Source organism: Corynebacterium sp. Marseille-P4611 (genome assembly GCF_916618765.1).
GTDB lineage: Bacteria > Actinomycetota > Actinomycetes > Mycobacteriales > Mycobacteriaceae > Corynebacterium > Corynebacterium marquesiae.
The window spans coordinates 1,736,950-1,750,279 of sequence record NZ_CAKAKD010000001.1 but is presented as its reverse complement, the minus strand read 5'-3'; the positions used below and the strand labels follow the sequence as shown (position 1 = coordinate 1,750,279).

At 58.2% G+C, this 13,330-nt stretch carries 12 protein-coding genes and 1 pseudogene; 3 read left to right on the top strand and 10 right to left on the bottom strand.

The features are described 5' to 3' along the window. Positions 1 to 57: 57 nt before the first annotated feature. The 4 genes from LG376_RS08400 to dapB are packed head-to-tail and all read right to left on the bottom strand — an operon-like array spanning position 58 to position 4,660. Positions 58 to 2,196, bottom strand: coding sequence for a ribonuclease J (locus tag LG376_RS08400; protein WP_225746821.1), 2,139 nt, complete (start codon positions 2,194 to 2,196; stop codon positions 58 to 60). Between the two features lie 2 nt (positions 2,197 to 2,198). Then, the gene (gene dapA, locus LG376_RS08395; protein WP_225746820.1) at positions 2,199 to 3,107 is read right to left on the bottom strand and encodes a 4-hydroxy-tetrahydrodipicolinate synthase; all 909 of its coding nucleotides are present in this window, start codon (positions 3,105 to 3,107) and stop codon (positions 2,199 to 2,201) included. Positions 3,108 to 3,163: 56 nt separating this feature from the next. Beyond that, positions 3,164 to 3,910 (bottom strand): FAD-dependent thymidylate synthase, encoded by a 747-nt coding sequence (gene thyX / locus LG376_RS08390; protein ID WP_225746819.1) that lies wholly within the window; start codon positions 3,908 to 3,910, stop codon positions 3,164 to 3,166. A gap of 3 nt (positions 3,911 to 3,913) precedes the next feature. Continuing rightward, complete coding sequence (gene dapB / locus LG376_RS08385) at positions 3,914 to 4,660, bottom strand: 4-hydroxy-tetrahydrodipicolinate reductase (RefSeq protein WP_225746818.1); 747 nt, start codon at positions 4,658 to 4,660, stop codon at positions 3,914 to 3,916. Between the two features lie 148 nt (positions 4,661 to 4,808). On the opposite strand from dapB, the pseudogene LG376_RS08380 reads away from it, so the two are divergent. Continuing rightward, a pseudogene (locus LG376_RS08380) lies at positions 4,809 to 5,197 on the top strand (VOC family protein). A 408-nt stretch (positions 5,198 to 5,605) separates the two neighbouring features. Then, positions 5,606 to 6,010, top strand: a complete 405-nt coding sequence (locus tag LG376_RS08375; protein WP_225746817.1) for an AMIN domain-containing protein — start codon at positions 5,606 to 5,608, stop codon at positions 6,008 to 6,010. 96 nt (positions 6,011 to 6,106) lie between these two features. Here the strand turns inward: LG376_RS08375 and LG376_RS08370 are convergent, their stop codons facing one another. From LG376_RS08370 to LG376_RS08355, 4 genes are all read right to left on the bottom strand, one after another. After that, positions 6,107 to 8,353, bottom strand: a complete 2,247-nt coding sequence (locus tag LG376_RS08370) for a polyribonucleotide nucleotidyltransferase (RefSeq protein WP_225746816.1) — start codon at positions 8,351 to 8,353, stop codon at positions 6,107 to 6,109. 143 nt (positions 8,354 to 8,496) lie between these two features. Beyond that, positions 8,497 to 8,766 (bottom strand): 30S ribosomal protein S15, encoded by a 270-nt coding sequence (gene rpsO / locus LG376_RS08365; protein ID WP_005278802.1) that lies wholly within the window; start codon positions 8,764 to 8,766, stop codon positions 8,497 to 8,499. Positions 8,767 to 8,935: 169 nt separating this feature from the next. Continuing rightward, the gene (locus LG376_RS08360; protein ID WP_225746815.1) at positions 8,936 to 9,868 is read right to left on the bottom strand and encodes a nucleoside hydrolase; all 933 of its coding nucleotides are present in this window, start codon (positions 9,866 to 9,868) and stop codon (positions 8,936 to 8,938) included. After that, positions 9,869 to 10,891: a bifunctional riboflavin kinase/FAD synthetase gene (locus LG376_RS08355; protein ID WP_225746814.1), complete on the bottom strand. Its 1,023-nt coding sequence runs from the start codon at positions 10,889 to 10,891 to the stop codon at positions 9,869 to 9,871. A gap of 23 nt (positions 10,892 to 10,914) precedes the next feature. Here LG376_RS08355 and truB point away from each other — a divergent pair, with 23 nt between their 5' ends. After that, positions 10,915 to 11,808 (top strand): tRNA pseudouridine(55) synthase TruB, encoded by an 894-nt coding sequence (gene truB, locus LG376_RS08350; RefSeq protein ID WP_225746813.1) that lies wholly within the window; start codon positions 10,915 to 10,917, stop codon positions 11,806 to 11,808. On the opposite strand, the gene LG376_RS08345 is transcribed toward truB, so the two are convergent. Then, positions 11,805 to 12,479: a 4'-phosphopantetheinyl transferase gene (locus tag LG376_RS08345; RefSeq protein WP_034668458.1), complete on the bottom strand. Its 675-nt coding sequence runs from the start codon at positions 12,477 to 12,479 to the stop codon at positions 11,805 to 11,807. The two genes, truB and LG376_RS08345, sit on opposite strands and share 4 nt — an antisense overlap. Then, complete coding sequence (locus LG376_RS08340; protein ID WP_049377445.1) at positions 12,476 to 13,288, bottom strand: metallophosphoesterase; 813 nt, start codon at positions 13,286 to 13,288, stop codon at positions 12,476 to 12,478. Before LG376_RS08340 ends, LG376_RS08345 begins: the two co-directional genes overlap by 4 nt. Positions 13,289 to 13,330 lie beyond the last annotated feature (42 nt).

The following is a 13,330-nucleotide window of genomic DNA, read 5'->3' as shown; positions in this document are numbered from 1 at the left end:
CCGAGCTAACTGGCATGCTGGGGCTTGCTTTTACTTAGCGCGAGGAACCCGTTCTATTTACAGGGACTCCCGAGAAGCGTCAACATCTTCTTCATCGGTAACCAAAGGACCGGAATTAGTCGGCACGATGGTCGGGAGAATAACCGGCTCGCGCTTGTACTTGGAATCCATAAGCTTGGATACCTTGCGACGAAGCTTCTGCACCATGCGGTAGGTATCGTTCTCACCCTCTGCGGCGAGATCGTTCATGGTGTTTTCCACCATCTCCGCAACCTCCGGCACGATGCCGCGGTCATCATCGGAGAAGCCTGTGGTAGATACCGTTGGGTGCTCCAGCAGGCGCGAGGTGCGGTTATCAATCACGCAGGTGATAGAAACCACGCCGCCGGCACCCAGGTTGGTGCGATCAGCCAAGGTATCGGCATCCACATCGCCCATGGATACGCCGTCGACGTATAGGTTGCCTACCTGCATCTGGCCTACGACCTCAGCGCGGCCCTTGTGCAGGTCCACGACGACGCCGTTTTGTGCCAGCACGGTACGGTCGCGGTCCACACCGGTGGAAATAGCCAGTTCCTTATTGGCGCGCAGGTGGCGCCACTCGCCGTGCACCGGCATCGCGTTGCGCGGGCGCGCTGCGTTGTACAGGAAGAGTAGCTCGCCAGCGTAACCGTGACCGGAAGCATGCACCTTTACATCCTGGTTGGTAATAACGTTGGCACCGATCTGGGACAGCATGTTGATGACGCCGTAGACGGCCTCCTCGTTGCCCGGGATGAGTGAGGAAGAGAAGATGATGGTATCGCCATCGCGGACGGTAATCTGGCGGTGCTCACGGCGAGCCATACGCGACAGAGCTGCCATGGGCTCACCCTGAGTACCGGTGGTAATCAGCATGGTCTTATGCGGAGCCATCTTGGCTGCCTCATCGATGGGGATAATAGTGCCGCGTGGAACCTTCAAGAAGCCCATCTTCTCCGCAATTTCCATGTTGCGCATCATCGATCGGCCGTTAAAAGCTACCTTGCGCCCGTTAGCCACAGCGGCGTCGATAGCGGCCTGGACACGGTAAACATTGGAGGCGAAGGACGCCAAGATTACGCGCTGCTTAGCGCCGGCGACGAGCCGCTTGAAGTTGGCGGGAATATCGCCCTCAGACGCCGATACACCAGGGACCGTGGCGTTGGTGGAATCACACAGCATGAGGTCAACACCCTCGTCACCATAGCGGGACAGGGCTGGGAGATCCGTTGGACGGTTATCCAGCGGGGTCTGGTCCAGCTTGATGTCACCGGTGTGGATGATGTTGCCGGCTGGGGTTCCCAGCATGATGCCCAAAGCATCCGGCACGGAGTGGTTGACTGCCCAGAAGCGCACGCGGAACGGACCGTAGGTTACGTCAGACTTTTCATTAACCTCGACGAACTTCGGCTTCTGGCGGTGCTCCTTACACTTTGCAGCAATGAGCGCGATGGTGAAGCGGGAAGCAACGATGGGGATATCCGGGCGCAGCTTGAGCAGCCACGGGATTGCACCAATGTGATCCTCGTGCGCGTGGGTAACGACGAGGGCCTTGACCTTGTGGATCTTCTTCTCAATGGGGCCGAAGTCAGGCAGGATGAGGTCCACGCCTGGCTCACCAGAGGATGGGAAGAGCACACCGCAGTCAATGATGATGAGGTCGTCGCCGTACTCGAAGACGGTCATATTACGGCCGATCTCCGAGATACCGCCCAGAGCGTAAATGCGCAGGGCATCCTTCGGCTGCTTCGGTGGCTCCGGCAGGCGCTTGGTCAGATCCGCACCCTGCATAGACTTCGGCACGTTGCGGCGGCCACGGTTATTGCGGCTGCGGCCCTTACCGTTCTTTCCGTTGCCGTTGCCGTTCTTGCCGCCGTGGTTATTGTTTCCACCGTGGTTATTGCCATTGCCGTTGCCACCACGGCCACGGCCGCGGCTGCCACGGGAACGGGAGCGACGGTTGTTGCTGCCGCCATCAGTGTTGTTGTCAGAGGAATTCTTCTTGCCAGAATTATCTTTGTCGCCCTTAGCGGAATTATCCTGCGCGGAATTGCCTGCGTCAGTTGCTGGGGCTTGGAAAACTGGCGAAGCCGCCTCGTTGGAGGCGGTTTCGTTTTCCGCCGGTGGACCCGCCTTGCGGGTCACCTTGCGGGAACGGTTACGGGGTTCATTCATTCTTAGAGGACTCCAGATTGTTCCAGATCACGGCGAAGCACCTCGCGTTCCTCCTCACTCGCAGCGGTGACAGGAAGACGGGTATCGCCAACTTCGATGCCCTGCAGGCGCAGGGCTTCCTTTGCAAACGTCGCTCCGCCCAACCGAGCTTGTGCATGGGTTAGCGGAAGAAGCGTAGTGACATTGATTTCTCGGGCGCGGGCCATATCGCCCGCGTCGAAAGCTTCATAAAGTTCTACCAAGGCACGCGGTGCAACATGGCCGATGACGGAGATGAAACCAGAAGCGCCGAGGGAAAGCCACGGCAGGTTAATCGGATCATCACCGGAATACCAGGCCAAACCGGTTTCTTGGATGAGTTCTGCGGCCGCAGGAAGGTCGCCCTTAGCGTCCTTTACGGCTTGGATGGTCGGCAAATCCGCAAGGCGGCGGAGGGTATCCGGCGCCACTGGGATGCCCGAGCGGCCAGGGATGTCATAGACACAGATCGGCAGATCCGTGGCTTGCGCGACTGCGGCAAAGTGCTCGTAAACGCCCTTCTGAGAAGGCTTGGAGTAGTACGGAGTTACCACCAGCAGGCTATCTGCCCCCGCTTCCGCGGTGGCCTGAGCCAACTTAATAGAGGTTGCGGTGTCATTCGTTCCGGCACCGGCGCAAAGCTTTGCGCGGTCTCCTACTTCTTCCTTTACGGCTTTGAGCAGCTCCAGCTTCTCTTCGACCGAAGTGGTCGGCGATTCACCCGTGGTTCCACCTAGGATGAGCGAATCAACGCCATTGTCAACGAGATGAGCTGCTAGGCGACGACCTGCTGCAACGTCCAGCGCACCGTCACGGTCAAATGGGGTGACCATGGCGACGCCGATGCGTCCAAAGGTGTCGACGCCAGTCTTTGCTGTCATACCTGTGCTCATAGCCGTCAAGATTACCCTTTTGGCTTGCAATTAGCCGCATCGGGGTCCCGCGCGTGTTAGGCGTAGGGGCTCGCTGCCATCTGGGTTCCATCAGCCAGAGTGGTGATATTGAAATCATCAAAGAGCTCTGGCGCCTTGCTTTGCAGCAGTTTCAGGCACTCCACCGCAACGTGGCGGAGTTCCTCATCGGCCTGTTCGGCGGCCCGTGCACCAATAAAGTGCCGCCACGCGCGATAGTTGCCAGTAACAACGATGCGCGTTTCTGTGGCGTTTGGCAGCACGGCACGCGCCGCCTGACGAGCCTGCTTCTTGCGCAGGAGCGCGTTAGGTTCATCCAGCTTCTCTTCTAGTGCGCTAAGCAGTTCATCGTAGACAAAGCGAGTCTCATCTACCGCTTGCGTTACTAATCGGCTAAGTTGCTCGTCCTCAGCCACCAATTTAGGCAGGACCACCTCCGTCTCCTCCGGGTGCACAAAGCGCTGGGAGAGCTGAGAGAAGGAAAAGTGCCGGTGGCGCACGAGCTCATGGCTCGCCGACCGCGACAGCCCTGTGATGTACATGGTGGCCGTGGCATGCTCGAGCAACGCAGTATGGCCTACCTCCATGATGTGGTGCAGGTAGGCTTCATTAGTTGCCGTGCGAGGATTTGGCTTATCAAAGGACTCGTAGCAAGCCCGTCCTGCAAACTCGACAAGTGCCTCGCCATCAGAGGCCGAGTCATCCACGCGCCACTCCACGCCCTGCGGGGCGTGGAACTGCGTTGCGGCAATGAGCTGAATGTCTAGCTCACTTGCTTTAGCCATGGTTTAAAGCCCCAGGTACTTATCAAGGCCTACGACTAGGCCCGGGTGGTCTGCAATTTGGCGCACGCCCACCAGTACGCCTGGTGTAAAGGACGCGCGGTCATAAGAATCCTGGCGGATGGTCAGCGACTGACCTTGAGCACCAAAGACAACCTCTTCGTGTGCCACCATGCCACGGGTGCGAACCGCGTGAACCGGGATGCCGTCGACGGTGGCGCCGCGGGCACCATCGAGCTGCTTTTCGGTAGCATCCGGCATGTCACCCAGACCAGCCTCCTTGCGGGCGGCGGCAATTCCTTCGGCAGTATGGATCGCAGTACCGGACGGCGCATCCAACTTGGTTGGGTGGTGGAATTCGATAACCTCTGCAGTCTCAAAGAACTTAGCAGCCTGCTTAGCTAGCACCATCGTGAGCACTGCGGAAATGGCAAAGTTCGGCGCAATGAGGACATTGCCGGCACCGTCCTGCTTGGTCCACTCCTCTACCTGAGCCAAGCGCTCCTTATCAAAGCCGGTGGTTCCCACCACACAGTGGATTCCATTTGCGATGCAGAATTCAAGGTTTCTCATTACGGAGTCTGGCTGGGTAAAGTCCACAATGACCTCAGCGTGGGCGTCGATAAGCTGCTGCAAATCATCCCCGCGGTCAATTTCCGCTACCAGATCGAGGTCATCTTCCGCGTTGACACCTTCAACGATTGCCTGGCCTACGCGTCCATGCGCGCCCAGTACGCCAACCTTGATAGCCATGGTGTGTTCTCCTTCTTCAGCCACATCGGTAGTACTTTTCTCCCCATCCTAACGCGCATGGGGGTTGCACAATTCCTCGACTGCCTTGGAATGGACTTGCGCTCTTCGACGATGCCCTGAGTCTCACTAGGATGGCGAGCATGCAGATATATATATATATATCGCTTCCGTCCCCGTAGACGGCGTTGCCCGCGCTCACGATTTTTACGTCAATACCCTTGGCTTCCGAGTCAAGAATGACGTAACTCACGGCGATTTTCGGTGGCTTACTGTTACCAATGCTGAAGGTGAGGGAAATACCGAGCTGCTTCTGGAACCGAAGGGCCATCCCGCCGCCAAAGACTATGCCGCAGCACTCAAGGCGGACGGTATTCCGGTCACGCAGTTCCTGTCCGCCGATGTGGAAACCGAATATAAGGAGCTCAGTGACAAGGGCGTGCAGTTCACCATGGAGCCCACCGATGTCGGGCCGTCCATCATCGCTGTTTTGATGACACCGTGGGCAACCTTATTCAGCTCGTGGAACTGAAGAAGTAGTCACACCCTCCCCTCATCACACGGATTAACAATTGCATCACTTCCTAATGGTTGTCCCATCTGCCCCAGTAGAATGGGTGTAGCAACACGGTAAGCACCAAGGAAGTGATGAATATGTCTCCCTCAATTTTCTCTCGCACTATCGCCGTGGCCATCAGTGCAGGATGCGCGTTAGCACTTGCCGCTTGTTCCGATGAGGACACTACGCAGGCAGGCGCGCCGGCTTTCAGTGAGGTTCAGTCAACTACCGACACTCCTGAAGTTCAGAACAGCTCCCCTACCCCTGCCACCACTTCTGCACCGCGCAGTACCTCAACGGCGGATGCAGAAAAGCAAAAACTCCCCCAAGACTCTGCCTCAATGGCGTTCGCCGGTATGGGCACGGCCTCTCTCGAGGATCAACAGCATATGCCAAAGAGTCTCGGAAACTTCGTCCCCACGGGTGTGCGGGTGGGGGCGCACGATGGGTTCACCCGCGTCGTCATTGACATGGAGGGCGAAGGTGAACCGGGGTGGTTTACTTCCTATACTGATAGCCCTGCCCAACAGGCATCCGGAAAACCGGTTGAGGTCCAAGGAAATACCTTCCTCAACCTAGGCATTGAGGGAACGCCGTGGCCTTCTACCCCAGAGCTAAAAGAAAAGTACATGCAGCCAGGCACTACCCCTGGTGCCGGGGTGGTCAGCGCAGTCCACTACACCACCACCTTCGAGGCACAAACACAGCTTATTATTGGGCTAGAGAAGAAGACTGCCTACTCCGTGACGTATCTGAAGGACCCCTCGCGCGTGGTCATCGACTTCCAGAACTAACGTTTAGCGGCGCCTCTAAATGGTGCACATCTACGAAGAAAGGCTCTACCAACCAGCGAGTGAGCTGGAAGGCAGAGCCTTCTTTGGGTTTAGGAATTAGTCCTCCACCGGAACCAGGGAAATCTTGCCGCGGTTATCGATATCCGCGATTTCTACCTGAACCTTATCGCCAACGTTGATGACGTCTTCTACCTTCTCGATGCGCTCGTCGCCACCAAGGTTAGAAATGTGGATCAAGCCATCGCGACCCGGGGTCAAGGAAACGAATGCGCCGAACGGCACGGTCTTTACCACGGTGCCCAGGAAGCGCTCTCCAACCTTCGGCAGCTGGGGGTTTGCAATGGAGTTCACCTTATCGATGGCAGCATCCGCAGCCTCACCGGTAGCAGCGGAAACGTAGACGGTTCCGTCATCCTCGATGGAGACATCGGCGCCGGTTTCCTCAGTGATCTGGTTGATGGTCTTGCCCTTTGGTCCGATAAGCTCGCCGATCTTATTAACCGGGATCTTGACGGAGGTAATCTTCGGAGCGAGGCCGGACATCTCATCCGGGGTATCGATGACCTCAGCCATGGTTTCCAGGATGGTAGAGCGGGCATCGCGAGCCTGCTCCAGGGCCTGGGTCAGGACCTTAGACGGGATGCCATCCAACTTGGTGTCCAGTTGCAGAGCGGTGATGTACTCAGAGGTACCGGCAACCTTAAAGTCCATATCGCCAAAGGCATCCTCGGCACCGAGGATATCCGTCAGGGCGACGAACTTTTCCTTGCCATTTACCTCGCCAGAGACCAGGCCCATGGCGATGCCAGCTACCGGAGCCTTCAGCGGAACACCGGCATTGTAGAGGGACAAGGTGGAGGCACACACAGAGCCCATAGAGGTCGAGCCATTGGAGCCCAAGGCCTCAGAGACCTGGCGGATGGCGTACGGGAAGTCATCGCGGGATGGGATGACCGGAAGCAGAGCGCGCTCGGCCAATGCACCGTGGCCGATCTCGCGGCGCTTCGGGGAGCCCACGCGGCCAGTCTCGCCAGTGGAGAATGGCGGGAAGTTGTAGTGGTGCATGTAGCGCTTGGATTCCACCGGGGTCAGGGAATCAATCTGCTGCTCCATCTTGAGCATGTCCAGGGTGGTAACACCCAGAATCTGGGTCTCACCGCGCTCGAACAGGGAGGAACCGTGAGCACGCGGAACCAGGTCCACCTCAACGGAAAGGTCACGGATATCGGTAACGCCGCGGCCATCGATACGGAAGCCCTCGGAGAGGATCTTCTGGCGTACGATCTGCTTCATCAAAGCGTTATAAGCGCCGCGAATCTGCTTAGACGCATCGGCCTCTTCCAAGTCCTCGAACTGGTCCAAGAGCTTTTCTTCGACCTGCTCCATGTATTCATTAGTGGCGTCGTCACGTTCCTGCTTGCCCGGAATGGTCAGCAGCTTCTCTAGCTTCTTGGTAGCAGCCTTTTCCACTGCCGCGAAGACATCATCGCCGTATGCCGGGAAGAGTGGGAACTCCTGGGTTTCCTTGGCGGCACGCTCTGCGAGACCGTTCTGGGCTTCGCACAAGGTCTTAATGAATGGCTTTGCTGCTTCCAAGCCTTCAGCAACGGTTGCTTCCTGCGGTGCAGGGGCGCCGTCGGCAATGCGCTCAGCAACGTTGGTGCCGGCACCGGCCTCGACCATCATGATGGCTACGTCGTCCTTGCGGCCCTTTTTGACAATGCGGCCGGCAACGACCATCTCAAAGAGAGCACGCTCGTGCTGCTCGTGGTTCGGGAAGGCCACCCACTGGCCCTCGGGGTGCTTATCATCAGCGATCAGTGCCATGCGGACACCGCCAACAGCGCCGGAAACGGGCAAGCCGGACAGCTGGGTGGCGGCGGAAGCGCCGTTGATAGCAACGACGTCGTAATACTCTTCCGGATCCTGGGACATCACGGTGACAACGACCTGGACCTCGTTGCGCAGGCCCTTGACAAAGGTTGGGCGCAGCGGGCGGTCGATAAGGCGGCATGCCAGGATGGCTTCAGAAGAAGGACGGCCCTCGCGGCGGAAAAAGGAGCCCGGAATCTTGCCGGCCGCGTACATGCGCTCTTCTACGTCCACAGTCAGCGGGAAGAAATCAAATCCCTCACGCGGCTGGTTGGACGCGGTAGTCGTGGCCAACAACATGGTGTCATCGTCCAAGTAGGTGGTCACGGAGCCGTCTGCCTGCCGGGCCAGCTGGCCAGTTTCAAAGCGCAGGGTGCGGGTGCCGAAGTCACCATTGTCTAGCGTGGCAATGGCCTCCGTAATGCCAAAGTCCTCGTCAATATTGAACTCGACGGAGTTCTGAACGCTCATTAAAAAATGTCTCCTTGAGTGGTTTAGGCGATCGTCGATGCCGCCTGGTCGATTTTGTCTATGACAACGCTGTCAAATTCTAACAGAAAAACCACAAAAGCCCCGCCAAAGGGCGGGGCGAGGTGGCCGAAGCTGGGCCGAACTTAACGGCGCAGACCCAGGCGAGAGATCAGATCACGGTAGCGATCGACGTTGTTCTCAGCCAGGTACTTCAGCAGGCCACGACGGCGACCAACCATCAGCAGCAGACCACGGCGGGAGTGGTGATCGTGCTTGTGGAACTTCAGGTGCTCGGTCAAAGTATTGATGCGGGAGGTCAGCAGGGCAACCTGTGCCTCAGGGGAACCGGTATCGGTCTCGTGCAGGCCGTACTCCTTGAGGATTTCAGCCTTCTTCTCAGTGGTCAATGCCATGAGTATTTCTCCTTTATTTCAGTCCACATTATCGTGACGCTTAAGCCTGCGCTGCGCGCAGTACTTGTGCGTGCCGCAACTGCTGTGAACCGCAGTCGCTAAGCCAAGCAAACACCTTACAGCGCCCAGGCAGAAAAAATCAAAACCACATGGCTTCTAGGCTGTGCTTTTAAAGCTCGCTGAAGAGCATCTCAAGGCGTTCGACAAACTCTCGCACAAAGCGCTCACTATCCACACCCACAGCCACACGGGCGGTGGGCGGCGCATCCAATCGCGTTTCATCCGCGATTGTCCGTCCACGGGTAGGGCCGGCGGTGTCAGTCTTGAGATTTATCGAAAGGACGTCGACAAGCGAGGCATCTGCCGCCACCGCAACGGCCAATGGATCGTGCAGGCCGCTCCCGCCCAAGTGGGGCGATGTGGTGGCATAAGCGCGGATATAATAGTCCACCATATCCGCAAAAACGCGGCCGACGCGGGTACCGGTAGCGCGCCAACGAGCGGACTCCGCCGTGGTCAAAAGCGTGCGCAAGGTAACATCCAAACCAACCATGGTGGTATCGATAGTGTGGCGGAAGAGGTAATCGGTAGCTTCCGGATCCTGGGAGATATTGGCCTCAGACCACGGCGTGACGTTGCCAGGAACGGTGAGAGCCCCACCCATCATCACCAGGTGTGCGGCCGTGGCAAAGGAAGGATCCTGCTGCATGGCGGCAGCAATCGTGGTGGACGGGCCGGTCGGAATGATTACTAAATCATCCCCGTGCTCGTGCACAGCCTCGATAAGGAAATCGGCCGCAGGTTGGGACTGCGCCTGGGTAGTTGCCGGCGGAAGAAGGACCTCCCCCACGCCGTTGTGACCGTGGATAAAAGAAGAAATCTCGCTTGGCCGAAAACCATCCGGGCTAGGCCCGGCAAAGACTGGAATATCGTCTTGGCCCAATAGCTCTAGAAGGGCCAGTGTATTGCGCACGGCTAAGGGCACGGTCACGTTGCCGTACGTGCAGGTCACGCCGATTAGGTCCAGGTCCGGATGGGCGATGGCGTACGCCAGCGCTAGGGCATCATCAATGCCGGTATCAAGATCGAGAATCGCCTTCATTTATTTCTCCCGCAGGAAGTAGTCTTTCGCGGTCCAGCCCTGCGCCTTAGCATCGGCAGCGAGCACCTCGCGGGCCTTGGCTACGTCATTGGCCATCGCTTCTAGCAGCTCGTCTACGGAATTGAACTTCACCATATCGCGGAGGTGGCCCACAAAGTGCACCGTGGCCTCGTAGCCGTACAGGTCAGCGTCGCGGTCGAGCACAAAGGACTCGATAGAGCGCTCCTCATCGCCGAAGGTGGGGTTAGTACCTACGGAAATAGCGGCCGCATAGGCCACGCCAGGGCGCATATCCCCTTCGATAGAGGAATCAGAGTGCACGATGAACCAGCCCGCGTACACACCATCGGCCGGGATGGCCACCGTATCTGGGAAATACTGATTGGCAGTGGGGAATCCGAGCTCCTTGCCACCACGTCCTGCGCCGCGCACTACGGGGCCGGTCACGGTGAAATGGCGGCCGAGAGCCCAGTTTGCGGATTCGATGTCCCCCTGCGCAAGGCACTCACGGATGTGGGTGGAGCAAATGCGCACGCCCTCATCATCCAGCAGTGGGACGATTTCGACACTAAAGCCGAACTCGGCACCAAAGTCCTGCATAGCCTGGGCGGTTCCGGTGGCGCCGGCGCCAAAGGTGAAGTTCTCGCCTACCACGATGTGCTGTGCTGCGAGCTTTCCTACCAATAGATCCTCTACGTAGGGCCGTGGTTCCACCCCAGCAAGGTCTCGGGTGAAGTCAATAACGAGCACGGCTGCAATGCCCATCTCTTCGGCCAATTCCAGTCGGCGTTCAAAGCTCAGCACCGCCAAGGGCGCACGCTCCGGGAGGAATACCGACACCGGGTGCGGGTCAAAGGTCACCATGACAGGGCGCTCACCATGGGCGCGTGCATGCTCCACGCAGGCGGAGATGAGCTGCTGATGGCCCCGGTGCAGGCCGTCAAAGACGCCGATGGTTACTGACGTTGGGCCCATTTCCGCGGGGATGTCATCGATTCCGTACCAAATATCCACGCAGACCATCGTAGAGCATAGACTTAGAGGCTATGACTGATGCGCTCGCAAACTCCGGACTCGTCATCGTAGACAAACCCGCCGGCATGACCTCCCACGATGTTGTCGGCCGCCTACGCAGGTACTTTCACACCAAGAAGGTAGGCCACGCTGGCACTCTCGACCCCATGGCCACCGGCGTGCTTGTCCTTGGCTTGGAGCGTGGCACTAAGTTCTTGGCCCACATGGTTGCCTCCACTAAGTCCTATGACGCCACCATTCGCCTCGGCGCCGCCACCACAACTGATGACGCCGAGGGAGAACGCTGCTGGGGCGCTAGCGCTGCGGCCATTGACCGCACCGCAATCGAGGCAGAGATTGCCAAGCTCACCGGCGATATTATGCAAAAGCCCGCGGCCGTTTCCGCTATTAAAATTAACGGCCGTCGCGCCCATGAGCTAGTACGCGAGGGCCAGGAGGTAGACATTCCCGCCCGCCCAGTAACGGTAGATAAGTTTGACGTTCTGGCAGAGCGCCACGAGGGCGACTACATCGATCTAGACGTCACGGTGGATTGTTCTTCCGGCACCTATATTCGCTCCCTGGCCCGCGATCTGGGCGAGGCCCTACACGTGGGCGGGCACCTGACCGCCTTGCGCCGCACTAAGGTGGGCCCTTTTGCGCTTGCCGACGCCCTCTCGCTCGACGCCCTTGCCGAATCCCCTCGCCTTTCCCTCAGCTTGGATGAGGCCTTGGCTCGCTGCTTCCCCGTCCTTTCCGTCACAGAGGAGGAGGCAGCCGCCCTCGCCATGGGCAAGTGGCTTGAGCCCCGCGGGCTCAAGGGCGTCCACGCTGCTGTGGCCCCTAATGGCCAAGCCGTGGCGCTCATTAAAGAAAAAGGCAAGCGCCTGGCCACCGTATTTGTGGCACGGCCCTCTACCCTTTAGTGGCTAAAGTCTAAAGCCGGAACCGAGGTAGAGACGATAACGTAGCCGTCTCGAATTACCCAGCGCCCAGTGATAAAAGGCACCGGTGTGGGCCTTGCTAAAATATAGGAAATAAGCGTGCCATCCTCGCGCAGGTCAATTTCTGCTTGGTCAAAGTCCAGCCAGCGAAAGGTCATGGGAAACCACGACTTATACGTGGCCTCCTTGGCACAAAAGAGCAATCGGTCCGGGCAGGTAATCCCCGCCTCACGAAGCCGCAAAAGCTGCGGCATCTCCCCCGCTCGGGCAATCATGGTAAGCACATGATCCGGCAGCGGTTCGGCGGGTTCTGCATCCAGGCCTACGGATTTTAAGGCTGAAGTAGGGGCAACCACCGCAGCCCGCATCCCCTCGGTATGCGTCATCGAGCCTACAAAACCCTCGGGCCACAGCGGCATGCCCCGCTCGCCGCGCAGAATCGGCGTCGCCGGGCTGGCCCCCAATTCCTGCAAGGCTCGGTGCGCACACCACCGAGCATCTCCGAACTCGGCCTTGCGTACATCAACTGCCTGGGAAACCAGAGACTTTTCTTCGGCCGCGAGTTCTTCAAAATTGGCCAAATCCGTATAGCTAGAGTCCGTGCGTACGTAGCAATAGCGCGCACTTTCTGGAAATAGCTCTGGATACATCATCGTGTTCCCTCCTCTACAAAGGAACGCAGTACCGGATAGGGCCACGCCTGGGCGCTCTCACGCCCCTGCCATTCACGCGGATACCCCAATGATGTTTCGATGTGGTCAACGCCGTCCACATTCATGCGAGACGGCATATGCAGGTGCCCATAGATGACGGACTGCGCGTTATAGCGCCGCGGCCATGACCGCGTATGCCTGGTTCCGCACCACAAGGAAATTTCAGGAAAGCGCAATAACATTGTCGGCTCTTGGACCAACGGCCAATGGTTAACCAACACGGTAGGACCATGTACTCGGGAAAGGCGCTTGATGGAATATGCCAACCTGTCCCAACACCACGCCCGCACGTCTACGAAGGGGGCGATGGCGAACTCATCGGTCATCATCAGTTGTTTTGCGCGCGCCGCGTCAATAGCTTCGTCCACGGTAAGGCCATGCGGACGGAAACTGTAATCATACAAAGTAAATAGCGGAACGATGGTGGTCCCGTGGAATACCGGATACGGGTCTTCGGGAGTAATAACTCCAATTTCCCTGCACCTTTCCACCAGGTGCGCATACTTTTCTCGGCCTTGATACCGGTCTTGGGAGCGGGAGAATAGCTCATGGTTACCCGGCACCCAGATGACCCTGGCATAACGATCATTGAGCTGGCGCAAAATACGAATAATGAGATCGGTGCGTTCTGCAACGTCCCCGGCCACGATGAGCCAATCTGCGGGATCGGGCGGGGTGAGCTGATCAATGCGCTCGCTATTGGTTTTGACCGCTCCATGCAGGTCAGAAACCGCCCACACTGTTGGCATAGGTTTCTCACCCGCCTTCCTAGAATCTGCGCGCTGCACGGA